At 37.6% G+C, this 24,513-nt stretch carries 27 protein-coding genes; 4 read left to right on the top strand and 23 right to left on the bottom strand.

The features are described 5' to 3' along the window. Positions 1–558 precede the first annotated feature (558 nt). From ACY3XC_RS25465 to ACY3XC_RS25445, 5 genes are all read right to left on the bottom strand, one after another. On the bottom strand, positions 559–1,179 hold the full coding sequence (locus ACY3XC_RS25465; RefSeq protein WP_464871086.1) for an NAD(P)-dependent oxidoreductase: 621 nt from the start codon (positions 1,177–1,179) through the stop codon (positions 559–561). 347 nt (positions 1,180–1,526) lie between these two features. Then, on the bottom strand, positions 1,527–2,477 hold the full coding sequence (locus tag ACY3XC_RS25460; protein ID WP_464871085.1) for a COX15/CtaA family protein: 951 nt from the start codon (positions 2,475–2,477) through the stop codon (positions 1,527–1,529). Positions 2,478–2,738: 261 nt separating this feature from the next. Then, positions 2,739–3,713, bottom strand: a complete 975-nt coding sequence (locus ACY3XC_RS25455; RefSeq protein ID WP_464871084.1) for a Gfo/Idh/MocA family protein — start codon at positions 3,711–3,713, stop codon at positions 2,739–2,741. Positions 3,714–3,742: 29 nt separating this feature from the next. Further along, positions 3,743–4,135: a VOC family protein gene (locus ACY3XC_RS25450; RefSeq protein WP_464871083.1), complete on the bottom strand. Its 393-nt coding sequence runs from the start codon at positions 4,133–4,135 to the stop codon at positions 3,743–3,745. 59 nt (positions 4,136–4,194) lie between these two features. Continuing rightward, a complete protein-coding gene (locus tag ACY3XC_RS25445; RefSeq protein ID WP_464871082.1) occupies positions 4,195–4,482 on the bottom strand; it encodes a putative quinol monooxygenase in 288 nt (95 codons plus the stop codon). A gap of 347 nt (positions 4,483–4,829) precedes the next feature. Between ACY3XC_RS25445 and ACY3XC_RS25440 the strand changes: the two genes are divergently transcribed. Then, the gene (locus tag ACY3XC_RS25440; RefSeq protein ID WP_464871081.1) at positions 4,830–5,141 is read left to right on the top strand and encodes a winged helix-turn-helix transcriptional regulator; all 312 of its coding nucleotides are present in this window, start codon (positions 4,830–4,832) and stop codon (positions 5,139–5,141) included. 443 nt (positions 5,142–5,584) lie between these two features. Here the strand turns inward: ACY3XC_RS25440 and ACY3XC_RS25435 are convergent, their stop codons facing one another. After that, entirely contained in the window at positions 5,585–6,649 is a 1,065-nt protein-coding gene (locus ACY3XC_RS25435; RefSeq protein WP_464871080.1) for a Gfo/Idh/MocA family protein, read from the bottom strand. Between the two features lie 273 nt (positions 6,650–6,922). Between ACY3XC_RS25435 and ACY3XC_RS25430 the strand changes: the two genes are divergently transcribed. Beyond that, positions 6,923–7,687, top strand: a complete 765-nt coding sequence (locus ACY3XC_RS25430) for an IclR family transcriptional regulator (RefSeq protein WP_464871079.1) — start codon at positions 6,923–6,925, stop codon at positions 7,685–7,687. A 49-nt stretch (positions 7,688–7,736) separates the two neighbouring features. Here the strand turns inward: ACY3XC_RS25430 and ACY3XC_RS25425 are convergent, their stop codons facing one another. The 8 genes from ACY3XC_RS25425 to spxA form a co-directional block, all read right to left on the bottom strand. Next, on the bottom strand, positions 7,737–8,369 hold the full coding sequence (locus ACY3XC_RS25425) for an FMN-dependent NADH-azoreductase (RefSeq protein WP_179160283.1): 633 nt from the start codon (positions 8,367–8,369) through the stop codon (positions 7,737–7,739). A 188-nt stretch (positions 8,370–8,557) separates the two neighbouring features. Then, the gene (wrbA, locus tag ACY3XC_RS25420) at positions 8,558–9,169 is read right to left on the bottom strand and encodes an NAD(P)H:quinone oxidoreductase (protein ID WP_464871078.1); all 612 of its coding nucleotides are present in this window, start codon (positions 9,167–9,169) and stop codon (positions 8,558–8,560) included. Positions 9,170–9,313: 144 nt separating this feature from the next. Further along, positions 9,314–9,928 (bottom strand): alpha/beta hydrolase, encoded by a 615-nt coding sequence (locus ACY3XC_RS25415; protein WP_464871077.1) that lies wholly within the window; start codon positions 9,926–9,928, stop codon positions 9,314–9,316. A gap of 48 nt (positions 9,929–9,976) precedes the next feature. Next, positions 9,977–10,585, bottom strand: coding sequence for a flavin reductase family protein (locus tag ACY3XC_RS25410; protein ID WP_464871076.1), 609 nt, complete (start codon positions 10,583–10,585; stop codon positions 9,977–9,979). Positions 10,586–10,608: 23 nt separating this feature from the next. After that, complete coding sequence (locus ACY3XC_RS25405; RefSeq protein WP_464871075.1) at positions 10,609–11,547, bottom strand: ring-cleaving dioxygenase; 939 nt, start codon at positions 11,545–11,547, stop codon at positions 10,609–10,611. Between the two features lie 92 nt (positions 11,548–11,639). Beyond that, a complete protein-coding gene (locus ACY3XC_RS25400; RefSeq protein ID WP_179160288.1) occupies positions 11,640–12,038 on the bottom strand; it encodes a DoxX family protein in 399 nt (132 codons plus the stop codon). Between the two features lie 61 nt (positions 12,039–12,099). Further along, positions 12,100–12,522: a MarR family winged helix-turn-helix transcriptional regulator gene (locus tag ACY3XC_RS25395; RefSeq protein WP_464871074.1), complete on the bottom strand. Its 423-nt coding sequence runs from the start codon at positions 12,520–12,522 to the stop codon at positions 12,100–12,102. 67 nt (positions 12,523–12,589) lie between these two features. Continuing rightward, positions 12,590–12,994, bottom strand: a complete 405-nt coding sequence (gene spxA, locus ACY3XC_RS25390) for a transcriptional regulator SpxA (RefSeq protein ID WP_464871073.1) — start codon at positions 12,992–12,994, stop codon at positions 12,590–12,592. A 266-nt stretch (positions 12,995–13,260) separates the two neighbouring features. Between spxA and ACY3XC_RS25385 the strand changes: the two genes are divergently transcribed. Beyond that, positions 13,261–13,695 carry a CBS domain-containing protein gene (locus ACY3XC_RS25385; RefSeq protein ID WP_179160291.1) on the top strand — a complete coding sequence of 145 codons (435 nt, stop codon included), beginning with the start codon at positions 13,261–13,263 and terminating at the stop codon, positions 13,693–13,695. 790 nt (positions 13,696–14,485) lie between these two features. Here ACY3XC_RS25385 and ACY3XC_RS25380 read toward each other — a convergent pair. The 8 genes from ACY3XC_RS25380 to ACY3XC_RS25345 form a co-directional block, all read right to left on the bottom strand. Continuing rightward, positions 14,486–15,499: a pirin family protein gene (locus ACY3XC_RS25380; protein ID WP_464871072.1), complete on the bottom strand. Its 1,014-nt coding sequence runs from the start codon at positions 15,497–15,499 to the stop codon at positions 14,486–14,488. A 47-nt stretch (positions 15,500–15,546) separates the two neighbouring features. Further along, complete coding sequence (locus ACY3XC_RS25375) at positions 15,547–16,524, bottom strand: ring-cleaving dioxygenase (protein ID WP_464871071.1); 978 nt, start codon at positions 16,522–16,524, stop codon at positions 15,547–15,549. A 19-nt stretch (positions 16,525–16,543) separates the two neighbouring features. Beyond that, complete coding sequence (locus ACY3XC_RS25370) at positions 16,544–17,512, bottom strand: ring-cleaving dioxygenase (RefSeq protein ID WP_464871070.1); 969 nt, start codon at positions 17,510–17,512, stop codon at positions 16,544–16,546. Between the two features lie 552 nt (positions 17,513–18,064). Further along, on the bottom strand, positions 18,065–18,724 hold the full coding sequence (gene fsa, locus ACY3XC_RS25365) for a fructose-6-phosphate aldolase (protein ID WP_045517207.1): 660 nt from the start codon (positions 18,722–18,724) through the stop codon (positions 18,065–18,067). A 355-nt stretch (positions 18,725–19,079) separates the two neighbouring features. After that, positions 19,080–19,973: a phosphogluconate dehydrogenase (NAD(+)-dependent, decarboxylating) gene (gene gnd / locus ACY3XC_RS25360; RefSeq protein WP_464871069.1), complete on the bottom strand. Its 894-nt coding sequence runs from the start codon at positions 19,971–19,973 to the stop codon at positions 19,080–19,082. A gap of 90 nt (positions 19,974–20,063) precedes the next feature. Next, the gene (gene zwf / locus ACY3XC_RS25355; protein WP_464871067.1) at positions 20,064–21,566 is read right to left on the bottom strand and encodes a glucose-6-phosphate dehydrogenase; all 1,503 of its coding nucleotides are present in this window, start codon (positions 21,564–21,566) and stop codon (positions 20,064–20,066) included. 39 nt (positions 21,567–21,605) lie between these two features. Further along, the gene (gene rpiA / locus ACY3XC_RS25350; RefSeq protein ID WP_464871066.1) at positions 21,606–22,274 is read right to left on the bottom strand and encodes a ribose-5-phosphate isomerase RpiA; all 669 of its coding nucleotides are present in this window, start codon (positions 22,272–22,274) and stop codon (positions 21,606–21,608) included. Between the two features lie 35 nt (positions 22,275–22,309). Further along, complete coding sequence (locus tag ACY3XC_RS25345) at positions 22,310–22,444, bottom strand: BA3454 family stress response protein (RefSeq protein WP_179160299.1); 135 nt, start codon at positions 22,442–22,444, stop codon at positions 22,310–22,312. Positions 22,445–22,682: 238 nt separating this feature from the next. Here ACY3XC_RS25345 and ACY3XC_RS25340 point away from each other — a divergent pair, with 238 nt between their 5' ends. Continuing rightward, entirely contained in the window at positions 22,683–23,123 is a 441-nt protein-coding gene (locus tag ACY3XC_RS25340; protein ID WP_464871065.1) for a YaiI/YqxD family protein, read from the top strand. On the opposite strand, the gene ACY3XC_RS25335 is transcribed toward ACY3XC_RS25340, so the two are convergent. After that, positions 23,120–24,307 carry an AraC family transcriptional regulator gene (locus ACY3XC_RS25335; protein WP_464871064.1) on the bottom strand — a complete coding sequence of 396 codons (1,188 nt, stop codon included), beginning with the start codon at positions 24,305–24,307 and terminating at the stop codon, positions 23,120–23,122. The two genes, ACY3XC_RS25340 and ACY3XC_RS25335, sit on opposite strands and share 4 nt — an antisense overlap. Between the last annotated feature and the right edge of the window lie 206 nt (positions 24,308–24,513).

Here is a 24,513-nt window from a genome sequence, read left to right as displayed (position 1 = left end):
ACTATGCCTGATTGCCCAATGAATAATTAGGATTACAAACGTAAAAGCCAGGGAACCACTTCCTGGCTTTTACTGTTTACAGTAACCACATTTTTGGGGTAATACCTACCAGTGCTTTTTTTAATTCTCCATATCTCATTGTGCCTTCCGACATTAGTTACAATAAAATAATGGGCTTCCATTTCCCAACCAAGATGGAAAGTGCATCGTGTACTTTACAATATTCAGGTTTTATTTTCATCTTAACCTCCAATATTAGGGTATATTCAGGTTCGTCAGGAGATATTGTATCTAATACACTGAATTACGCATCTGTCACATTTTTAGAAATGATATTAGAAAAAAGTGCATATGTTATTCAAGACCTTCCTGGTACCTATAATGGCTATATTTATGTATTAGAAGGAAGTGGCACATTCGGAGAAAATCAAGTCGAAGCCACGCCAGCGCAATAGCCTCTTGAAAATTAAACTCTTGCTACCCTTTAGTCTAAGTGCAATTTATGACAAACAATAAATTTCACCTTGTGACAGCAAGTAATAATGTAAGAGAATGTTATTAGTAGGCGATTCCTACACGTGATTGGACATAATCGCTACTTTCTATCTGACGATAAGTAAATTCTGCTGTATCAGAAACTGATATTTTCATACCACCTTCTGGCAAAAAATTACGTTCAATTCGATATTGACCTTCTCTTTCTCCATCTGGTAAATATGTAGGACATACAATCGTCCAATCGAGTGTTGATTGTTCCAGCATATCGTAAACTTTATGATGTTCTTCTGCTGCATGGGTTGATTTACGTTTTGATTCACTTGACTGATAACGGATTACGGTTGGCGTAGTTCTACTTTGTAAGATCCCTGCGGTTCCTATCGTGATAATTCGTTTTATACCTTCGTTTTCCATTGCTTTGATAATTAGTGGCAAACTTTCTGATAGAGTGGTTGTGCCATCAGTGTTTAGTGCACTAATAACTACATCAATCCCATGCATTGCACGTACTATATCATTTTTATTTAAAACATTCCCTTGAATAATGGTTAAATTTTCATTATTTATTTGAAGCTTCTCTGGAGTGCGAACTAATACAGTAACATGATGTCTATCATGAAGGGCATAAGTTACTATTTGACTTCCAACTCGTCCAGTTGCACCTAAAATTAAAATATTCAAAAGTATAATCCTCCTTTTTACGAATACAAATATTACGATACACTATAAATGCTATTATTTCGTCATTTTACAGCACTCTTCAACTAACAGTTAGCTTAACTACACTTGTTCACAAACCTCATTTCATCTTAACACAATCTTCCATTACAAATTTTAGTGTAAATTTCCGCATTAAACGCTGTATATCCATAAAAAAAAGAGTGACAAATTCATATACAATTTGGCACCCTTTTTAAGTTATATTTTTAATGTTTGTGATAGGTAACGGAACTTTAAGAATAAGTTAACCTTATACTAAAGCCTCTTTTGTACCTATTACCACGGGCTGTAAAAAACCTCTCCAATGTTTACTTGCCAAATGGTTGTCCCTTTTTATCCGTCCACGGTTTCCCGGTGTTCTTAGCTATCGTTAACCCCACTATTAGTCTTGTGTCTGCGACAATCATGAACAATGCTGTCCCAATTGCAAGATGGACAACAGCCCATGGGATGCTGATATTGGTTATAATTGTGAGGATGCCACTTAATATCTGCATTACTACCATAGTAGCAGCAAGGAGTAACCGCATCTTCAATCCCTGACCCCAATTATTCAGATAAGCCTTAAACAGCAGGAAAACAGTATATGCTGCAGTAATGACTGCTAATACACGATGCCCGGTTTGAAGGATTTCAGGTGTTGTTACAGGCAGCAGTGTTTCTCTACAATCCAGCCAGCCACATGCCAGACCATAATATTCATGTTTAATAAATGCACCAAATCCCATGGTTAATAAAAGCAGGATGATCAATACATTTAACTGAAATACGATATTTAATTTCCTGTTATCACTTAATTTCGTTTCAATTCGAGTATGAGATTCAGTCCGATAAATCCACAACAAGACAAGCATGAACAGCATGGCTACAAGTAGATGAACAGTAATAACAATTGTCGGTAAATCCAGCACGACAACCACTGCTCCCGCTAATATCTGTAATGTTAGTAAACTTATAAGCCAATTTCCTGCAGTTTGGAGTATTTTGTTGTTCTTATTCCGTTTGATTAGTACAAAGAGAGTCCCTACTAAAATGGCAAGCAGAAGACCTATGGCTCGATGCGCAAATTCTATCAATGTCTCATTTTCCAAAACAGGAATAACCTCTCCATTGCATAAAGGCCATTCTGGCCCGCATCCCATCCCTGATTCCGAAGAAGCAACATATCCTCCGAATACAATTAGTATGTAGGTAAGTAAAACTGAGATAATAGCTACTAGTTTTATAATATTCCCTCCAATCAGTAAGCTTTTAACCAAAGTTTACCAACAATCGAAACCTTTCAAAGTGAATCTAATCACTACTTTCTGTTTTTTCTAAAAATTCAATAATAAAATAAACAGCAATCCATGATTGCTGCCGTTGGAAATGATTAGAGATAAAAATACCTTCTATATATAATGTACGACAGTCTGAATACACTTTGCGAATTTAAAATTATGTTTAACAAAACAAAAAGAGATGGAGACCATCCCTTTTTAACATTCATACAATTATTTAATTGTAAATCCAATTTTCACTTATCTAATTTCACCCATAACCCAGTTGGTTCTCGCACCTGTCACTCCCGTGCTTGGGCACTTGCCGCCGCCTCCTGTCAAGTCAGCCACAATCGTTTCCACAAGGGGTTGATGGACATGCTGCGGTGCTTCAAAATTCCATTGCTCTGTTCCACCTGCCGTAGTCAAAACAATCGGATCATTACCAAAAGTGGAAAAGGTGATTTTCCCTTTACTGCCTACGATTTCATTCACATCCACATCTTCAAATGCAGAAAAACACCAATTTCCTACGCCGTGAATTCCAGATTCAAATTGATAGGTACCTGTAACGATATCTTCCGCATCATAATAGCCTGCTTGATTCGATGCAAAACCTTTAACCTCTTTAATTGGCCCCAGCAAAAAATCTAATAGATCAAGCGTATGACTGGCTAAATCAAAAAACAGTCCCCCTCCGGACAATTCAGGTTGAAGCCTCCACGGGAGATTTTGTACATCCTTCACATCTTCTGAGGCTTTTTGATATTGTGTCGTTGCGACGAAACGAACGTCTCCAATCGCTTTATTTTCCAACAGCTCTTTTACTTTTACAAATCGAGGCAATGCCCTGCGGTAGTAAGCAACATATAATGGAACTCGAGCCTCCTCGCAGGCATCGATCATTTCCTTGCAATCATCAAAATTGAGTGCCATTGGCTTTTCAACATAAACAGGTTTTCCTGCCTTCGCAGCTTTAATTGTATATTCTTTATGTGAACCAGGTGGTGTCGCAATATAGATTGCATCAACATTTGGATCGTTAATAAGGGCGTCAGCATCATCGTACCATTTTGGTACATGATGTCTTATTGCATAGTCTTTTGCAAGTTCACCCGTTCTACGCATAACGGCAGATAACTCTGAATTTTTTACTTTTTGGAATGCAGGTCCACTTTTCACTTCCGTCACATCACCACATCCAATAATGCCCCAGCGAACTTTGTTAAATTTCACGGCAAAAATCTCCTTCCTTTTCATTCACCTTAGCTTTTCATATGTGGGGATTCAGGATTCATTTCCATAAACTCGAGCCAATTTTCATCAGGATCTACTACCCAGAATTGGTAATTCAAAGCCCTGCCTTGAGAAATTTCAACTTCTAAAGAAACTCCCTTTTTCTTCAATTGATCCGCTGCTTCATGAATATCATCGACCTCGAAACAGATGTGGTCTGCTCTGTTCTTAACCCCCTCTGCACCTCCATAAAATAATTCAATGAAACACCCATCTGCCACTTTTACATAGACAATCCACGGTTCACCATTTGGATGATTCAATTCAAACGCTTTCTTAAAACCAAGCTTATTGCAATAAAAGTCCAATGAGCGTTCCATATCTACTACATGAAAACCTTTGTGATTAATCCCTTTAATCATTTTTTCTCCCACCTTTACATTTTTTTATACTAAAACAGCCTCTGCCTGTTCTTAATTAATTATTTCACTTCTTTATAAAGGTTGATTTCTGTGCTTTCTCTCAATCTCCTCAACTCTGGAACATATTTCATAATATGTTCACTTTTATTGTGTTGATTGATAACCTCTTCATTCTCCCATTCTTCAATCGTTGTTAGGATGGATGGATCATGGATATCTTCATGAAGAGTATACATCATGCATCCTTTTTCTTTTCTGGTTTCTGTCACAACTTCTCTAGCAAGAGTTAAATATTCTTCAAGATTTACTCCTGGTTTAAGCTTTGCCTTACAAACTACTCTTATCATTTTATTAGCTCCTATTTATTAATGACTAATATTTAAAAAAACTAGACCTTCAAGACCTTCATTTCATTTTAAGTATATGCTCGTCCACTCCCTAATTAACCGTATGATGATACATATGTACCACTATATGATTATATTAAGTATAAAAAATGTTTAATTACCATGTCAATAGATTGGGTTTTAAAATTATTGTCAATATTTCTGTGTCAAATTTGTGAACTGAAAAGTTACGTTATTGTCCTGATTGGTAATAATAATCCAGTTAATACTTTATTTTAAATACTTGGTTTGCTAATATAAATATATAGTTATTAAAAATAACCAGGATACTTTAGGGGGCTTTGCGAATGGATACAGAAAATAAATTATGCAGCAAAGTTGAAGAATGCTATCATATACTAGGAAAAAAATGGGTTGGCCTAGTCATTCACGCTTTAATGGAGAAGCCAAAAAGATTTAGTGAAATCCATACCTTTATACCAGACTTAAGTAAAAGAGTATTAAATGAACGGATGAAAGAGCTCGAGGACAATGGAATTGTATTGCGAAATGTAATTGCCGACCGTCCTGTACGGACCGAATATTCTTTAACCAAAAAAGGGACAGAACTTGGACGATCGCTCAAAGCTTTAGAAGCATGGGCAGATAAATGGTTATGAATTAAAAACCTCTCTCATTTAATAACCGGGATTACTTGTGAGGTGCAAAATGGTAAATCGCAACTAGCTAATCGCATAAACTTCACTGCATATATCACAGTCAAAAAGGCTTAGAGAAGCAAATACCTCTAAGCCTTTTTAAAATTTCCCCTTTTTCGCGAAACCACCCGTAAGTTGTACAAGTTCATTAGATGCTAAAGCGAGTTTGTTAAATAAGCGGAGAAATTCCTCTTAATTAGAAAATAACACTAAAAATGGCTTAAATAGACGGAAGAATTCCGACTATTTACTCCGAAAAACGTGAAAATGGGCAATTTTGCTTTGCTTAAACGGAAAATCTCCGCCTATATACCCCGACCGAGCTCTATTCTACAGTCTAATCGGAAAATCTCCGCTTATTTATATGTCACTAGTTACTCAATTAAGGTTAGGTGACGGGATTGTTAGAGACTCTCGATTTGTACAGGCTGTCCTGTCCGTGCGGATTCATAAATAGCTAATATGATTTTTAGTGGTTTTAATCCCTCTTCACCATTCACAAGCGGTTCTCTATTTTCCTGAATGGCATTCATCATATCAATAAACTGTAAACGATGAGAAGCACCATCAAGTGCTGCAGGGTCAACAGACGCATGATCAAGGTCTTCCCCACTAGGTTTTTCAATACCAGCTAAATTAATAGCTTCACTTTCATTATTTGGATTTCGCAGATAATGCTTCATTAATTGATCATTCTCAATCACAGCTGTTCCATTTGTTCCGATAATCTCCAAGCGGGCTGACAGGCCTGGATAAGCAGCAGTCGTTCCAACAATGGTTCCTAACCCGCCATTTTTAAATTTCACCGTGGCAACAGCCACATCCTCCACTTCAATTCCTTCATGAGCTAAGATGGCTGTATGTGCGTAAACACTTTCCACTTCTCCCATGAAGTACTGAAATAAATCTATCGTATGAATGGCCTGATTGATTAAGACGCCGCCCCCATCCATTTTCAAGGTCCCTCTCCACTTACTAGTATCATAGTAGCTTTGCGGACGATACCAATTCACAGCGGCTTGCCCAAGGACCATTTTTCCAAATCGTCCTGAATCAATATCATCTTTAATCTTCACTGCCGATGCATCAAAACGATGTTGTGAAATAATACTTAGTTTAACATGATGTTCACGGCATACATCAATCATTTGCTGTGCTTTTTCAAGGGAAATATCCATTGGTTTTTCCACGATTACATGCTTTCCAGCCCGTGCTGCCTCTATCGCCATGTCAGCATGAGTGCCGCTGGGTGTAATAATCGATACAATATCAATATCTTTTTTCTTTAGCATTTCTTGATAATCTGTATACCAATCTGCACCTGCTTTTTCCGCAAGTGATTTTGCCTTTTCTTCCTTGCGGGAGTAAACGGCAACCACTTTTGCTCCTTCAATCGCTGAAATTTGCTGATAATGCGTTGTACTAATGAGACCAGTTCCAACAATAGCAAACCCAAATTCCGTTTTCATTACAACCGCTCTCCTTCAGATTAACTCTCTATTTATTTTCGTTATCATATTTATTAACATTCGTATTTAACAAATTTATCATCCATAACACTTAACCACAATGCGGTACATTTGTATCGCATTGTGGTTAACTAAAGTATAATTTATAATGAAAGAACCTGTCAATTATTCTTTCTTCATAATTTTGTTATTATTACTATATGTATTTATGGCTTTACACTATTTGCTGGAATTAAATTAGGCTATTATGTTTGAAAGGAAGGAGGAATTATCTTGAACATCGATGACCAAAATCAAAATAAGACATCCAGTATCCAGGTTATTACACGTGCAGCTAATATACTGCGGACGCTTAGAGAGCATCCAAAAGGATTAAGTCTTACACAGATTTCAAAAGAGGTAGACCTGGCTAGGTCAACTGTCCAAAGAATTGTAGCCGCACTAGAACAAGAAAACCTAGTAACACCAGCTTCTGCTAACAAAGGATTTCGCCTTGGGCCTGAGATTGCAAGGCTTGCTGGCGCTGTACATAGTGATTTAAGAGAAGAAATTAGACCATTTTTAATCCAGCTTTCTACTATGATCAATGAAACGGTCGACCTATCTGTATTAGATAACGGTAAGGTACTGTTTGTTGATCAAATTATCGCGGCACATCCCCTGCAAGCAACATCACAGCCTGGTGCTTCTTTTCCATTGCATTGCACAGCAAACGGAAAAGCTATTCTCGCTTCACTGCCTTTAACTGAAGTTGAAAGCCTGCTGCCGAAAGAGCTAAAACGGTACACGGATAAAACGATTACGAATCGGGATGAATTGTTAAAGGAGCTAGAAACGGCCCGAAGAGAAGGAGTTGCTTTTTCAAGAGAAGAGCATATTGAAGGAATATGTGCAGTCGGGGCTGTTGTAGTTGATCGATTGGGCAATCGGAGTGCAGTCTCCATTCCGCTCCCATCTACACGTTTTTATGGGAATGAGGATAAGCTCGTTACTGCCCTTATCAAAGCATGTCAAAATATTAATCGACACTTCGAATAAAAGGTATAGAGAAAGGCGCTGGAATATATCCAAGCGCCTTTCTTCATTATTATACTGCTACTGGTGATAATTTCTTTGCAGCTTCTTTTACTTTTTCTAATCCTGCAGCAATAATCGCTTCAGCTTGAGCTGGCATTGCTGCATGCCCTTCAATAATAACTTCGTCAATGATTTCCATACCGAATACAAGACCAACAACGTTTTTAATATAAGTAGCAGACATTTCCATTGGTGCTGCTTCAGGTGTTGAATAAACGCCGCCGCGTGCACTTAGGATAATTGCTTTTTTGTGTGTCATTAATTGGACAGCTTGACCATTTTCATCGTACTTGAAAGTGAAACCAGCTTGGTATACATAATCAATGAACGTTTGTAATGGTGCTGGGATTGTTAAGTTCCATAATGGGAATGCGAATACCACTAAGTCAGCTGCTGTGAGAGCATCCATTGCTTTTTGTTTTGCAGCTAGAAGACGTTTTTCTAGATCCGTCATTTCCTCGCCTGATTCAACTTTACCAAATGCATTGAATAAATCTTGACCAAAGTAAGGCATATCTTCAGCGAAAACATCGAAAGTTGTGACATTCACACCCTCTAAGTTTTCCATAAAAGTTTCATACATTTTACTTGATACAGCATCTGAAGCTGGACGGTTGTTTGCTTTTACTACTAAAACATTCATATATATAACTCTCCTTTTTATCTCGGAATTTATTATTTTTAAATCATTTATCTCGAATTAATAATATATTAATCTATTACTCTAGTCAATAGAACCACCATAGTAGATATTTCCTGTTTTAGAAAATAAATAACTAATAAAAAAGTCTGATGGAATGACCCCATCAGACTTTTTTATTCATTTAAATTTTATTGATTCGCTTTTTTTACCCATTCTGCAACTGTTACTGTACGCTTTGCTTGATGCTTTACAGCAGCTTGAACATCTTCAATCATTTTCCCATCTTGACCAACTGTAACACTTGTTCCATATGGGTTACCGCCGGCTCCAAATGTTACGGCATCTGTATAACCAGGAGCTGCGACAATTGCACCCCAATGATACATGGTTGTGTAAAGTGATAAAATCGTTGCTTCTTGACCACCGTGAGGGTTTTGTGCGGAAGTCATTGCGCTTACAACTTTATTCATTAGCTTGCCATTAAACCAAAGACCACCCGTAGTGTCTAAGAATTGCTTCATTTGAGCCGGCATGTTACCAAAGCGGGTAGGCACACTGAAAATAATCGCATCTGCCCATTCTAGGTCATCCAATTTAACCTCTGGCACATCTTTTGTTGCATCTACATGTGCTTTCCAAACGGGATTCCCTTCAATAGCTGATTGTGGAGCAAGTTCAGGTACTTTTAAAACTTTTACTTCAGCACCCGCTTCCTTTGCACCCTCTTCGGCCCATTTTGATAATTGATAGTTAGTGCCACCCATGCTGTAATAAATCACCGCTAATTTTACATTTGTCATTTTTTCTTCCTCCTTTTCAGTTGCATCCAAATAAACGAGACAAGAAACCCAATTGTAACACCTCCTATTGTTTCTCTCTTTTAAAATTCCATTCAGTCTTAAGCCGTTCGTTTTTTCTCCGTTGAGTCTTCCATTTACGTTATATTATTTCGTTAAATAATGCTTTCGATACCAATTTGCTGCTGCTTCCACTTCTTGACTGGTTAATTGATGGCCTCTATTTTCCCAATGGAGTTCTACCTTCGCATTTGCCTTTTCTAATAATGACTGAAGCTCTGTTGATTCCATTGGAGAACAAATCGGGTCATTCGTCCCTGCTGCAATAAATACTGATTTCCCAGTTAAATCAGGAAGTTCTATTCCTTTTCGAGGCACCATTGGATGATGAAGAATTGCACCCTTTAATGCATGTTGATAGTGAAATAATAAACTCGCAGCAATATTTGCTCCATTTGAGTAGCCGATGGCTAGAATATTATCGCGGTCAAAATCATACTTTTCAGCGGCTTCATCTAGAAACTCGTTTAATTCCTTTGTTCGAAAAATAAGATCTTCCTCATCAAAAATGCCTTCAGCTAATCTGCGGAAAAATCGTGGCATGCCGTTTTCTAGAACATTCCCACGAACGCTTAGTACGTTTGCTTCATCATCAATCATTCCTGCAAGCGGAAGCAGGTCTAGTTCATTGCCTCCTGTTCCATGCAGCATAAGAAAAGTTGGTTTTGTTGGATTTTTTCCCTTATTGAATATATGTTTCATTATTTATCTCCCTCTATTAAGAATTTCTCCAAAGTGTTCATCTGGAGATTATTTAGGTCTTTCCATGGAAAACAGCTCGCCAATTTTTGCATAGTTGGTACCAGCCAATCTGCTAACAGCTGCTAAACCCCTAGGATCAATTCTTCCTTTATCATATAGGTCATTTTCGATATGAAACTGAACAATTCTCCCTATTAAAAGATCACACCCCGGTGAATCCACTCCGCCTAATTCAAGGGAATGCTCTAAAAGGCATTCCATTCGAATTTTGGCTTCTTTTACACCAGGTACAGAGACTTTGACACTTTCCACTGGCGTTAATTGAGCCATTTCTATTTCACTTTGATGGGGAGGCAGACTTGCTGCCGTTTGATTGATCTTTTCAACATTCTGATCATCTACGATGTGAATCACAAATTCTTTTGACTCGATGATATTTCTCGCTGTATCTTTGTGCTGCCCCTCTCTTCGCTGAATTGATAACGAAATCATCGGGGGATTTGACGAAACAATATTAAAATAACTAAAAGGTGCACCATTTAAAATTCCATCCTTCGAAAGCGTGGTAACAAAAGCGATTGGTCTTGGAATAATACTGCCGATTAGAAATTTATAATTTTCTCTTTCAGACAATGAGGCCGGATCAATTGAAAGCAAAGACATCATTCCTTTTCAAATAATTAATCTAATTCTCTAACTTTAAAAGGCAGTAACCCGCGTTCAATTTGTTCTCTATGTTGTTCATACTGTGAAGGCAGCATTAATTTTTCTCCCATTGTCGCTACGGATTCATCATGGGCAAACCCTGGAGGATCAGTGGCAATTTCAAATAAGATTTCCCCATGTTCTCTAAAATAAATCGCATTGAAATAGTTTCGATCCTGTACAGGAGTGACACCGTAACCATTCGCTGCAACATACTTTTGCCATTCCAGTTGATCCTGATCATCACTTGCACGCCATGCGATATGATGTACAGTACCCACACCCATTCTTCCTCGTCCATTCGAAGTTAATTTTAGGTCAATGACATTTCCAATTTCAGCTGAAGAGCGATAACGGGCGAAATCTCCTTCTTTTCCTACGAACTCAAGCCCCATAACTTTTTCTAACAAATCCGCCGTTTTACTAGGCTGTGATGATAATAGAGTGGCTCCGCCAAACCCTTTAATGGCAACCTCTGGTGATACACCGTTAAAGTTCCAGTTATTCACTTCTCCTTCTTCTCTTTCAACAATTTCAAGGTGAAGACCATGTGGATCATCGAATTCCAAATATTGCTCGCCAAATCGTTCTATTTTAGTAAAAGATACTTTGAATTTTTCTAATCTATTTTCCCAAAATTCCATTGTACCTTTCGGAACAACATACGAGGTAACTCCTACTTGTCCGTCACCGATAGTACCTTGTCGAGCACCAGCCCATGGGAAGAAGGTGATGATGGTTCCAGGTTTTCCTCCCCCGTCTCCAAAATAAAGGTGATACGTGCCAGGGTCATCAAAGTTTACCGTTTGTTTCACTAGGCGCAATCCTAATACACCTGCATAAAAATCAACATTCTCCTGTGGATGACCTACAATAGCAGTAATATGATGAATACCCATTGTTTTCTTACTCAATTTGAAAACACTCCTTTTTATATTATGGTGTCTTATTTTTATTTAAATTATCGATAAAACCACTAAACTAAGAATCTCTAATTCGAGATATATTAGAATAAAAAAGCATCTAATGCATATTGACCTGGCCCAATTAGTGCTATACCAATTACCACTGCTATTAATGTCAGGTTATATTCGTATCCATTTTGTGTTGCCCAATAACCATTAGCAGCATGAACCTTTATAATCGCCATTACCATTGTAGCTGCAATCATGATTCCTGCAAGGGGTGTAAGAAGTCCTAATGTAAACAATAATCCCCCCATTAATTCTGCTAATCCTGCCATAAGGGCCATCATCACACCTGGTTTCATACCAAGGGATTCCATCCAGCCACCTGTACCCTTTAAGCCGTAACCGCCAAACCAGCCAAATAATTTCTGTGCGCCGTGAGCCATGAATGACACACCGATTACTACCCTTATAATTAATAATCCAATACTCATCATTTTATTTTCCTCCTGCTTTCTATTTATCTCGATTCCGAGATATTAACTAAAAAAATATACATCAAACTCTGTTACTCACTTTTATTAAGGAGTCGACTAACAACTGTGATTCATTATCTGTTAAATCAGCAAAAATTGAATCAATCATGTCTTGATACTTCGGCATGATGCTTTCCATCATCTTAATTCCTTCAGCCGTTAAGGTTATATGAATAACCCGCCTGTCTTCTCTACAGTCATTTCTTTTTAGTATCCCTTTTTTTTCAAGTTTATCAATAACATACGTCATCGAACCGCTAGAGATCAGGATTTTACTTCCAATTTGCTGAATGGTTTGTTTTCCTTTGTGGAATAGCACTTCTAAAACAGAGAACTCGGTAATACTAAGTTTATTTTTGGACATTTCATCTCTTATTCGTTCCTGAATGGCTTTTGAGGTTTGCATTAACAGTAAAAATGGCTGGTTTGTACATTTCCTTTCCATGTTTACACCTCCTGTTTTAAATATCCTTATTGAATACGTTATTTACTCGATATTATTGCAAATACCTCTATTGTGCTTCTTCAATAAAGCTATGGACTTCATCAAGTTGAAATATACGCATGTAACGTGGCAAAAAGCTACGTATTTCCTCTTCATTAAACCCTACTTGTAGTCTCTTTTCATCAAGGATTAACGGTTTCCTTAATACCCCGGGATTTTCTTTAATGATTGCATATAATTCACGGAGTGAAAGAGAATCAATATTTATATTTAACTTCTGAAATGCTTTTGATTTAGTTGAGATAATTTCATCGGTGCCATCCTCTGTGAAGTGAAGAATATTCTTAATCTCATCTAATGTAAGCTTTTCAGAAAGGATATTTCTTTCCTTATAAGGAATTTGATGTTCATCAAACCAAGCTTTTGCTTTTCGGCATGAAGCACAACTAGGTGTATTATATAAAGTTACCATTATTAACACTCCCTTGATATTTTTTAGTCCATTCGACTTCTATCTATCCAACCAGCGTTCCCTTTTATCTCGGCTCAAATTATCTTGAAACAAATTATCTCGAATTGAAGATACCTTTATTATATACCAACTACTTCATAAGTCAACCGTAAATATTTAATTAATAAAAAAATGGTGCACCTTAAATAAAGTAAAAAAAATTACCATAAATAATAGCGCCAATGTTCCCCATCCTATAAAGGTAAATATAATTTGGAGGTAATTTCATGGCACAATTAAGAGATATTATGACAGCAAATATTGTTACTGTTAACGAAACACAAACCGTACAGGAAGCTGCAGCGTTAATGAGCCAATATAATATTGGAGCTATCCCAGTAGTAAATAACAACAGGCAAATGGTTGGAATTGTAACAGATCGTGATATTACCCTTCGTACGACAGCACAAGGAGAAAATGCACAAACACCAGTATCTCAAGTTATGACTGCACAGCAAATCGTACAAGGTACACCTGATATGGATGTTCATCAAGCAGCGAATATAATGGCACAGCAGCAAATTCGCCGATTGCCGGTAATCGAAAATGGACAAATAGTAGGGATGGTTGCTTTAGGTGATCTAGCAGTACAAAATCAATTTGCAAACGAAGCAGAACAGGCGTTACAAAGTATTTCAACTCCTTCAGCACCTCAACAGTAACAGGGGTTACTTTTATTGCCATAAAATAATTATTAGCACAGACCCAGGCCTTGGTCTGTGCTAATATTTTTTATAGTAGAAGTGAATCACATGTCTTTAGTCAATCAATAAATTCACCTAATGAACACCTTCCTCCAAATTTTGCTTTAATGGTAAAAAATCACAATCACTCTGTAGATATTCCTCTCAATTCCAGACCCATCCTTTTATTTTCGGTACTCGATAGATATAGTAATCGTTTGGTATTTCTAATTAAAAGGGAGAGAAGCCTTATAAATGGCTTCTCTCCTCTCCTGTCAGTAATAGTGCACTTTCCCTTCGAAATACTTCAAGTGGTGACAGGCACCATTAAAGGCACTATTAATTAGCACCCATGCTGATAAATAGACGGAGAAATTCCGCTTAATTAGTAATTATCATAAAAAAAGCTTAAATAGACGGAGATATTCCGCCTATTGACTCGAAAAACATGAAAATTGATGAAATTTCTTTGCATAACCGGAAAACCTCCGCTTAAATATCCCGAAATGAGCTCCATTCTACATTTAACCGGAAAATCTCCGCTTATTTTTTTTTGCTGCTTTTTTATTTGAATTGTTGATTACATAGGACCCGTTTGGAGATGAAACTCTTTTTGCGGGACAAAGGATTCATTCCAGGCTACCTGCCCAAAAAATCATTATTCATAAGGGTCGATGAAAGACAAATCAGAAGATTCCTCATTTAATAAAATGACTCAGTTCAATAGTGAACGGAGTCATTTTTATATAAAACTATGCACCAGTAGTGGTTACCTTTTTTCAACTCTTCCATCCTTATGGCGTGCGAATCTTCCTGATTCACGCTTATTTACAGGATCAGGACGGTCCCATGGCCAGCCTCCAAATTGTGTATTTTGATAATCCTTGAATGCATCGCGAATTTCCTGCTCGGTATTCATGACAAACGGTCCATAGGATAGGACAGGTTCTTGTATTGGTTCACCCTCTAGGATCAGCATATAACTCTCAGAAGATCCATTTGTAATCGTAACTTCCTGATCACCAGCGAGCTTTACACGATGGTTCGTTTCAATCGCTGTTTCGTCAATATTTAGTGTATCTCCCTGATAAAAGTATAAATTTCTTGTCATTGTCGCTGAAACTGCGGGCAGGACGAAGACTGCTTCAGGCTCCATATGAATAACGCAGATTCCCACATGATGATTTTTATCGTTTGCCCAAGAAGCAGAGTTTGGTTCTAAACTAGACTGGCCCATCACATTTCCGGCGATCAGTCTTACGGTCGTTTTCTGTCCATTTGTATCAGCCGATTGTACTTCCGGTATATCCTCAGCCCATAACATTTTATATTCAGGATCAGCGAATTTATCTTTTGCAGGTAAATTCAGCCATATCTGAAAGAATTCAAGTGGATTGCCTTTGTCCTGATGGACGAGAGGGAACATTTCAGAATGCTGGCTGCCCTTTCCTGCTGTCATCCATTGAACATCCCCATTCCCAAATCTTCCTGTGGACCCATATGAGTCAAAATGATCAATCAAACCTTCAAGAACGACAGTGACCGTTTCAAAACCTCTGTGGGGATGTACAGGAAATCCCGGAACCGTTTTGCCATGATACATTCTAAAACCATCACGCAACGTAAAATCCTCGCCAAGATTTCTGCCTTCCAATGAAGCCGTTGGACCCTGCTGATCATTTCCTGAAGGATACGCATCCTTATGATGCACGGTCATAAGGAACGGGTCTTCTGTCTCCCATGGAAATCCTAATTTTTGTATTTTCATGATTTTACTATTCATTCCTATTCCTCTCCTTTAAAAACCATCCAATTGTGAAATAATTCCTATTATTCCTTGATGAATTCCTTTGTACTTCTCACTGTATCAATTGGACGAACTAATTTTTCTATTTCTTCACGTTTTGGCTCTAAGAATGGAGGTAAAGATAATTTTTCTCCCAGCGTTTCATAAGGTTCATCTCCCATGAACCCAGGGCCATCCGTAGCGAACTCAAATAAAATTTGCGGTGCAACTCTTGCGTATAATGACTCAAAAAAGTGACGATTTACATAACCGGATGTTTGTAATCCAAAACCACTCAACCGTTCAATCCATTCCTCTAAAACAGCACGATCCTCTACTCGTAATGCTGCATGGTGAACCGTACCAAATCCTTGTCGGGCTTGAGGAAGAACCGCATTATATTCTACAATGACTGAGGCACCATTTCCGCCTTCTCCCACTTCAAATAAGTGGAAGGAACCATCTCTATCTGTCTCTTTAAATAATAGAACCTTTTCCATCATTTCTTTAAAGTAATCAAAGTTCGCAATACGAACAAAAATAGGACCTAAACCCGTAATGGCATATTCCAGTGGAATTGGACCTTTTTGCCATGGTGTGCCAGATTCCACGCCTTTATTGAATTCATCTGAAATCAATTGATATTGTTGATCATCAAAGTCAACGAAAGAAAGAGTTTTCTTGCCAAATTGTTCTTTGATTCCAGCATGTTTAACTTCTAGACGATCAAAACGTTTTACCCAATAGTCTAACGCAGCATCACTTGGTACACGGAACGATGTCTTTGAAATCTCGTTTGTACCGTGTACGCCTTTCGGAATACCAGGGAAGTCAAAGAATGTCATGTCCGTGCCTGCACTGCCTTTATCATCTGCAAAGAATAAATGATAGGTTTGAATATCATCTTGATTGACCGTTTTCTTAACTAATCGCATACCTAAAACATAAGTGAAAAATTCATAGTTCTTTTCTGCACTGCTAGTAATTGCTGTTACATGGTGTATTCCTTTTAAATGGTTCATTCCATATTCCTCCAAGTGTTTAATTTAAGATTAATGGACGTAATTTTTCTTCGATTTCTTTTCGATTTGGTTCTAAAAATGATGGAAGTGATAGTTTTTCTCCCATTGTTTCCATTGGTTCATCTGTCGCAAATCCTGGTGTATCTGTTGATAATTCAAATAAGATTCCATTGGGTTCCCTAAAATATAATGCTTTGAAGTAATACCGCTCCACTTTCCCTGAATTCGGTAACCTGTATTCTTCCAAACGCTCTGCCCATTGATCATATTCTTCCTCATTCGGAACACGGAAGGCAACATGGTGAACACCACCACGACCTAAGCGGACTCTTGGCAATTCAGGTCTTGTTTCAATATGAACCTCAGCACCGCTGCCTCCCTCGCCAGTTGCATAAACCGATATATCAGGATAATCCCCTTCAGGTGACGGATAGGAACCGACAAATCGAAAACCCATAACTTCTGTTAATACACCGATAGTTGGTTCGGCAATTGCCACTGTGAGGGTTACGGGTCCTAAACCAATAATGGCATGTTCCAACGAAATGTCATCTCGTTGCCAAGGAACCCCTGCTCTCACACCTTTTTCACCGTTATCAGATACAAGTACTATCCGAGTCCCCTCGAAATCTCTGAAAGCCAATGTATCACGACTTGCTCTTTTTTGAATATCATCATGTTCTATCCCAAATTGGTTAAAACGTTCTTTCCAAAATAACAATGATTCCGAATTTCTAACTCTAAGTGATACAGTAGAAATATCTGAAGTTCCCCTATATGTTTGCCCAAGATGAGGAATGTCAAAGAACGTAACTTCAGTTCCTGGGGTTCCTTCACCATCAGCATAGAAAAGATGATAGGATTCTGTATTATCCTGGTTTACAGTTTTCTTTACCAATCTCATTCCTAAAATTTTTGTATAAAATTCATAATTCTTTTCCGCTTTCCCTGTTAAAATTGATACATGATGTAGTCCTAAGAGTTCCATCTCCTAATCACTCCTGTCATATTAGTAACAATCATAGTTTCTTTATGTGCTGTTAATGTTATTTATCTCGAATTCGAGATAAATTATAAAAAAAATGAGAGTATAAACTTTATTCATCAATTGCTTTAGGTGTTTGCTTTACTATTAGAAAGGGCAGATTATTGCATTTCCTCTCCATTATTTCCCCCTAAAGAATCTTAAATTTAAATATATTTAATTAAAACATCTTGAATACAAGATAATAATAATACCTATAAACCTTTTTGTCAATAACACTTTTATTTTATTAAATTAAAATGCATTTATAGATACTTCCAAATATGCAGTCCAATTCGCGAATTGGACTGCTTTTTAATCAGATTACCATTATTTTGATATGCGTTTTTGCAATTCTTCTCTTTCTGCTTCATATCCTGGCTTACCAAGGAGTGCAAACATGTTTTTCTTATTAGCTTCTACAACTGCTGGTCAAAATTGATAGCTTTTGTTTTCTGCCAAGTTGGGATTGTTTTATGTAAGGGCGTTAACTCTGAGATAACGCCCTTCTTTTTATTAGACAGTTTTCCAATCCGCAGCAAATTTTTCAAGTCCCTGATCTGTTAACGGATGCTTTGATAGTTGCTCAATGACCTTAAATGGAATGGTTGCGATATGAGCTCCAGCCAATGCAACACGGGTTACATGGTCCGGATGACGAACAGATGCTGCAATGATTTGTGAATCTAGATTTTGAACACGGAACATCTGAGCAATTTTTGCGACAAGTTCAACTCCATCTTCATTAATATCATCCAAGCGTCCTAAGAATGGAGAAACATATGTAGCTCCTGCACGTGCAGCAAGTAATGCCTGATTGACACTAAAAATTAAGGTAACATTGGTTTTAACACCTTTTTTAGTTAAATAGCGGCAAGTCTCTAGTCCATCAAGTGTCATTGGAACTTTGATGGTAATATTCTTATCACCGCCGTTAATTTTAATCAGCTCGTCTGCTTCCGCAATCATTTGCTCAGCTGTTAAAGCATTTGGTGTTACTTCGGCAGAAACTGATTCAACCTCCGGAACGGCATTTAAGATTTCTGCGATACGGTCTTCGAATTTCACGCCTTCTTTAGCAACGAGTGAAGGGTTGGTTGTTACACCTGATAATACGCCAATTTTATATGCCTTTTTAATTTCCTCTAAGTTTGCAGTATCGATAAAAAATTTCATGATGTTTTTCCTCCAATTATTTTATAGGTTTTGTTAAAGATAGGTGTTGATTTTTCCCATGAAAATCCTTATGAAGGACGATTCTCTTTCCGAACTCTCCTGATTTGTCCTTCATCCCGCTTATAAAGGACGAATCTCTTTCCGAACTCTTCTGATTTGTCTTTCATCCCGCTTATGAAGGACGAATCTCTTTGCGAGCTCTCCTGATTTGTCCTTCATCCCGCTTATGAAGGACGAATCTCTTTCCGAACTCTCCTGATTTGTCCTTCATCCCGCTTATGAAGGACAAATCTCAATGTGAATTCTCCTAATTTGTCCTTCATCCTACTTTTATACAGCTGTTCTATTAAATTTATTAATTCTTTTCGACAGCATGTCCGCCAAATTCATTTCTTAATGCAGCTACAACCTTTCCTGTAAAGGTATCATCTTCCAGGGAGCGATAACGCATTAATAATGACATAGCAATGACGGGTGTTGCTGTTTTGAGGTCTAATGCGGCCTCAACAGTCCATTTTCCTTCACCAGAGGAATGCATAATCCCTTTAATTTCATCCAAATTTGGATATTTTGAGAATGCATTTTCTGTTAATTCCATCAACCATGAACGAATAACGGATCCATTATTCCAAACTCTTGCAACCTGTTCATAATCAAAATCGAATTCACTTTTTTCCAGTACTTCAAATCCTTCTCCAATAGCAGCCATCATGGCATATTCGATTCCATTATGAACCATCTTTAAGAAATGCCCGCTGCCTGTTTTACCGGCATATAAGAAGCCATTTTCAACAGCTGTATCTTTGAACAGGGGTTGTACGACTTCCCATGCCTCTGGGTCACCACCGATCATATAACAAGCACCATTTCGCGCACCCTCCATACCGCCTGAAGTACCCGCATCCATAAAGCTTACGCCTACTTCCTTTAATTCATTGTAGCGTTGAATTGATTCTTTATAGTGAGAATTACCTGCTTCAACGACGATATCTCCTTTTTCCAAAAACGGTAAGATTTCACCGATAACGGAATCTACCACTGCATGCGGGACCATAATCCATATAACCCTTGGATGATCCAAAGACTGAATGAGTTCTTTATAACTTGATACACCTGTTGCTCCATATTCCTTCATATTATCTACTGCATTTGGATTCACATCAAATGCTATCACTTCGTGATGGTGATCCAATAAATTTTGTCCTAAATTCAGCCCCATTTTCCCTAAACCAATAAGTCCAACCTTCATTATATTTCCCTCCAACAGCTTGATTATTATTTCGTAAAATCCCTCTTGTATATATTCTGCTGATTGCTGACTAAACAATTCCCAACTTGTTTAGTTCTGTAATACCTTTTCCTTATTTTCTTGATGACTTTCATCCAGCCACCATGTAAAGCCATTTTCCAAAAGTAATAAATCAGCGGCAGCAGGACCATAAGAACCTGACTGATATTTAGTGAGCGGTACTAGATTTTCCTTAAATGCATCTAATATCGGCTGCACCCATTCCCATGACAACTCAACTTCTTTCCAATGAGCAAAGAAGGTGGAATCTCCATTAATTGCATCATTAATTAGTCTTTCATACGCTTCAGGGACCCCTAAGCTTATTTGATCATTCGATAAATGGATCCTTACAGGTTCAACCTTTCCATTATTTAATGGGTTTTTGCTGTTTAATTGGATAGAAATATTTTCATCTGGGTTGATTTCGATGATTAATAAGTTAGGATTTATTTGATTACTTTTATACGAAAGGTTTTCTTGATTTTTAAATTCAATGACAATTCGGGTGGATTTTTCTTTCATTCTTTTTCCTGTGCGAATGTAAAAGGGAACCCCGGTCCAGGATGGATGATCCATCCACAACCTTGCAGCTACAAAGGTATCCGTAGTGGAAGCAGAAGCAACGCCTGGCTCCTCTTGATAGCTTGGGACTTTCTCTCCATTTACTTCTCCTGAAATATATTGGCCGCGTACAATATCGTAATGAACATTTTCTTTCATTACGGGACGAAGTGACTCCATGACCTTCCGTTTCTCTCTTCTAACTTCAGCTGCGTTTATTTCTTTAGGTGTATCCATAGCGGTCATCATTAGCATTTGCAGCATATGGTTTTGAAACATATCTCGGATTGCCCCAGCCTGATCGTAGTATCCTGCTCTTTTTTCAACCCCAACCGTTTCACTTGCGGTAATTTGAACATTTGCTATATGTTCTTTATTCCACAAGGACCGCAGAATCGGATTTGCAAAAGACAAAGCTTCAAGGTTTTGAACCATCGGTTTGCCTAAGTAGTGGTCAATTCGAAAAATTTCCTCTTCGACAAAAGCACGGCTTAGTTGTTCATTTAGGTCACGTGCAGATTCGAGATCATGACCAAAGGGCTTTTCAATGATCAAGCGTTTCCAGCCCGTGGTTTCACCTAATCCACTGTTATTGATGTTCAGGGCAATCGTATCAAAAAATTCTGGTGCAACCGAAAGATAAAACATGCGATTTTCTTCTAAATGAAGTTCCTTTTCTTGCTTCTTTACTAACTGTAGTAATGCTTGATAATCTTCTTGACGGTTCACATCCAATTTACTATAGCGGAAGTAATCTAAAAATCCACTCATAGCCGCAGCCTCATGTTCTAGACGCCGAGAAAACTCCAAAATGGATTCCTTCACTTTCTCTTGAAAATCAGCATGTGAAATTTCCCCTCTTCCAAGACCGATTATAGATATGGACTTTGGTAATTTCTGATCAACATATAAGTTGTAGAGAGCTGGGAAAATTTTTCTTTTCGCTAGATCCCCTGTGGCTCCAAATAAGACAAAAGTCATTGATTCCATTACTCTTCCCCCATGTTCGTAATCTATTTTCTCTACTATTTATCTTCGGACTTTCGTTACAAGTTTGTTATCCCTAATGGTAATAACAGCATCCGCCATACCGACAAATAATCCATTATCCACCACACCAGGCAGAAGATTCAGATTTTTCTCTAATACTTCTGGCTGATTAATTTTTTGAAAACTGCTGTCGATCATATAGTTACCATTATCGGTAAGAAAAGGAGTTCCTCCACTATTCCTGAGCGTTGGTTTACCTCCAAGCTCTCGAATGTATTTCATGGTCATTTCATATCCAAATGGCACCACTTCGATTGGCAGTGGAAAAGTACCTAATGTTTCAACATACTTTTGAGAATCAGCAACGACGATAAAAGTTTTCGCTGCCTTCGCGATAATTTTCTCTCTTAGAAGGGCTCCGCCTCCCCCTTTTATGAGATGTAATTCTGGGTTCACCTCATCAGCCCCATCAATCGATACATCAATTTGATCAATCTCATGGAACGAAACAAGCGGGATACCGAGCTCTATTGCTATTTTTTCTGTCTGCTTAGAGGATGGGACCCCTTTTATGGATAATCCTTGCTCGACCAATTCGCCAAGCTTAGAAATGAAATAATAGACAGTAGACCCTGTACCAAGTCCCACGATCATTCCGTCTTTTACATACTCTACAGCTTTTTCTCCAACTTCCTTTTTTTCAATCATGCCTTTATCCCCCTTTTACGCTGGATATCTCATGATTAATTTGTCCATTGTCTTCTAACTTGTTCCCTTGCCATCTGTAAGATTTGTTTTTCTGGTGTGTCTTTGCTTACAATGACATTCGTTTGATAGTTTTTTCCTTCGAAATTAAGTTTTACAGTTACTTCAATCATATAGTTCACTCCTTAATGGTTTTTAAAATGATCTTTCTTGTAGTTGCTTTTATCAGAAGGTTATTTATTGTTATTAAAGTTACTTTATGTAACCATATTACATCTTCCTTTTTAGAATCGTCAAGAATTTTATCTCTAATTAAAGATACTAATATTTAAAATGCGAAACCATTCAATTCTAAAACTAATGTTAAAATTTATATATAATAGAAAGAATACCTTTACAGGAGTGATAAAGTTGAAAATTTATGTTGATGCAGATGCATGTCCGGTTAAGGATATTATTATCGCTGAGAGTAGGAATGCTGACATTCCCGTTGTCCTTGTTACTAGCTTTTCTCATTTTTCTAATGCAGAACAACCCTCAGGCGTAGAAATCATTTATGTGGATTCTGGAGCAGATGCGGCGGATTATCGGATTATGAAGTTAGCAGCGAAAGGAGATATCATCGTTACGCAGGATTATGGTCTTGCTTCACTAGCCTTAGCAAAAGGGTGTACGGTTCTTCACCATACTGGTTATAGCTATACAAATGAAAACATTGATCAATTATTACAATCACGATATTTGAGTGCCATGGCTCGAAAAAGCGGAAAACGTACAAAGGGGCCAAAACCATTTACAGCAGAAGATAAGGAGAAATTTAGGGAGCTTTTTAAAGGGGCGATTTTATGTTAAAAATCAGCCCCAGCCTCCCCATCCCGATATTGAGAGGGTGTTCTGCCTGTTTCTTTTTTAAATACCCTAGAAAAGTAGGAGGGATCCTCATAGCCAATCATCCAAGCGATTTCCTCAACCGATAGACTCTCTGTTCTCAAAAGATGTTTGGCTTGTTTTATTCGTAACATCTGCTGAAAACCGGTTAAGGTCATGTTTGTTTCTTCTTTAAATTTTCTGGATAGATGGCTGGGATGGGTAGACAGTTTTGCTGCTAACTCTTCTTTATTGATTTGTTTATTATAAAAGCTAAGAATATATTCAATCACCCTTTGGGTCATGTTTGAGTATTTACTTAAAGAGCTGGATACAACTATATCGCAGTATTCCTCAATCATGCGGTCTTCTAATTGATGCAGGATTTCCACCTGATTTGCATTTTCAATTTCGTAGGCATATTTTTCCGAAATTCGATGAATCATGATGGCCGGGACATCACTGTTTCTTGCTGACGTCCTAAGTAGAGTATTTAGTATAATAGCAACATTCTTAAGTCTGCGTAACGGCTGATTTGGAAAACGTTCTGAAAAAGAAAACAACATATTTTTAGAATTAATGAGTTGTAAAGCCTCCTTTTTATCCCCACGTTCAACCGCATGCATAAAATCCTTTTCAGTCTTATACCTCAATTTAACTAGTTCTCCTTCTTCATCCACATTGAAACGGTCATCTGTTTTATGAACAAGAGTGCTGTTTTTTTCAGAAATAATGAATATTGGGGACATTTCCTCCTCAACCATGTTTGTAAACTGCTGAAGGATACTTCCAAAACTGCTGGCTTTTTCTGCAGTTAGTACATAGATTTTATTGCTTATCAGCTTTAAATCTTCACTTTGTGCACTCGTGAGCTGGTAGTCCCTTGATAAACTGTATAGATTCGGTGTCTTATCAAAATACGGTCCGATAATAATCGTATAAGCTTCCTCTTTTTCTCTGAAGGAATAACTAAAATAGTGTAAGTCCCATTCATTTATATAGGAATAAAGTTGTCCTGTTTGTTTCATATTGTCATACAAAGATAAGACATCTCTCTCCCCTGAACCGGGCATAAATGCAGGGATTGTAGTCATTTCATATTGATAAATCAGTTCCCGATTTTGATTGAACACATACGTATTTAAATTGGTTATATGTTGAACTTTCATGGCCGTTGAGATGATTTTTGATGGTTCCAGGTTACTCCCTCCTATTGGACAGCAACAAATTTATATTTGTCCTATATATCCGGATATTATCAAACGAGTCCTAATGGAATACAATTGAAATCATTATACTAGTAGTACGTTAGCCCTTTCAATTTTTTGAAATTTTAAATAGAGAAAATGAAAGCGATAAATATAGTGATAAGAAA

This window comes from Bacillus sp. CZDM1 (genome assembly GCF_055502545.1).
This window is presented reverse-complemented; position numbering and strand designations above follow the sequence as displayed.

Bases quoted from the DNA above. Each gene is read 5' to 3' on its own strand.
- gnd (WP_464871069.1), bottom strand. From the start codon at position 19,973: ATGAAGGTTGGACTTATTGGTTTAGGGAAAATGGGGCTGAATTTAGGA.
- wrbA (WP_464871078.1), bottom strand. From the start codon at position 9,169: ATGACAAATGTAAAATTAGCGGTGATTTATTACAGCATGGGTGGCACT.
- ACY3XC_RS25370 (WP_464871070.1), bottom strand. From the start codon at position 17,512: ATGGAACTCTTAGGACTACATCATGTATCAATTTTAACAGGGAAAGCG.
- ACY3XC_RS25385 (WP_179160291.1), top strand. From the start codon at position 13,261: ATGGCACAATTAAGAGATATTATGACAGCAAATATTGTTACTGTTAAC.
- ACY3XC_RS25440 (WP_464871081.1), top strand. From the start codon at position 4,830: ATGGATACAGAAAATAAATTATGCAGCAAAGTTGAAGAATGCTATCAT.
- ACY3XC_RS25345 (WP_179160299.1), bottom strand. From the start codon at position 22,444: ATGATTGAAGTAACTGTAAAACTTAATTTCGAAGGAAAAAACTATCAA.
- ACY3XC_RS25450 (WP_464871083.1), bottom strand. From the start codon at position 4,135: ATGATTAAAGGGATTAATCACAAAGGTTTTCATGTAGTAGATATGGAA.
- ACY3XC_RS25375 (WP_464871071.1), bottom strand. From the start codon at position 16,524: ATGAACCATTTAAAAGGAATACACCATGTAACAGCAATTACTAGCAGT.
- ACY3XC_RS25445 (WP_464871082.1), bottom strand. From the start codon at position 4,482: ATGATAAGAGTAGTTTGTAAGGCAAAGCTTAAACCAGGAGTAAATCTT.
- spxA (WP_464871073.1), bottom strand. From the start codon at position 12,994: ATGGTAACTTTATATAATACACCTAGTTGTGCTTCATGCCGAAAAGCA.
- ACY3XC_RS25435 (WP_464871080.1), bottom strand. From the start codon at position 6,649: ATGAAAACGGAATTTGGGTTTGCTATTGTTGGAACTGGTCTCATTAGT.
- ACY3XC_RS25395 (WP_464871074.1), bottom strand. From the start codon at position 12,522: ATGGAAAGGAAATGTACAAACCAGCCATTTTTACTGTTAATGCAAACC.
- zwf (WP_464871067.1), bottom strand. From the start codon at position 21,566: ATGGAATCAATGACTTTTGTCTTATTTGGAGCCACAGGGGATCTAGCG.
- ACY3XC_RS25400 (WP_179160288.1), bottom strand. From the start codon at position 12,038: ATGATGAGTATTGGATTATTAATTATAAGGGTAGTAATCGGTGTGTCA.
- ACY3XC_RS25415 (WP_464871077.1), bottom strand. From the start codon at position 9,928: ATGAAACATATATTCAATAAGGGAAAAAATCCAACAAAACCAACTTTT.
- rpiA (WP_464871066.1), bottom strand. From the start codon at position 22,274: ATGATTGAAAAAAAGGAAGTTGGAGAAAAAGCTGTAGAGTATGTAAAA.
- ACY3XC_RS25380 (WP_464871072.1), bottom strand. From the start codon at position 15,499: ATGAATAGTAAAATCATGAAAATACAAAAATTAGGATTTCCATGGGAG.
- ACY3XC_RS25335 (WP_464871064.1), bottom strand. From the start codon at position 24,307: ATGAAAGTTCAACATATAACCAATTTAAATACGTATGTGTTCAATCAA.
- ACY3XC_RS25425 (WP_179160283.1), bottom strand. From the start codon at position 8,369: ATGAATGTTTTAGTAGTAAAAGCAAACAACCGTCCAGCTTCAGATGCT.
- fsa (WP_045517207.1), bottom strand. From the start codon at position 18,724: ATGAAATTTTTTATCGATACTGCAAACTTAGAGGAAATTAAAAAGGCA.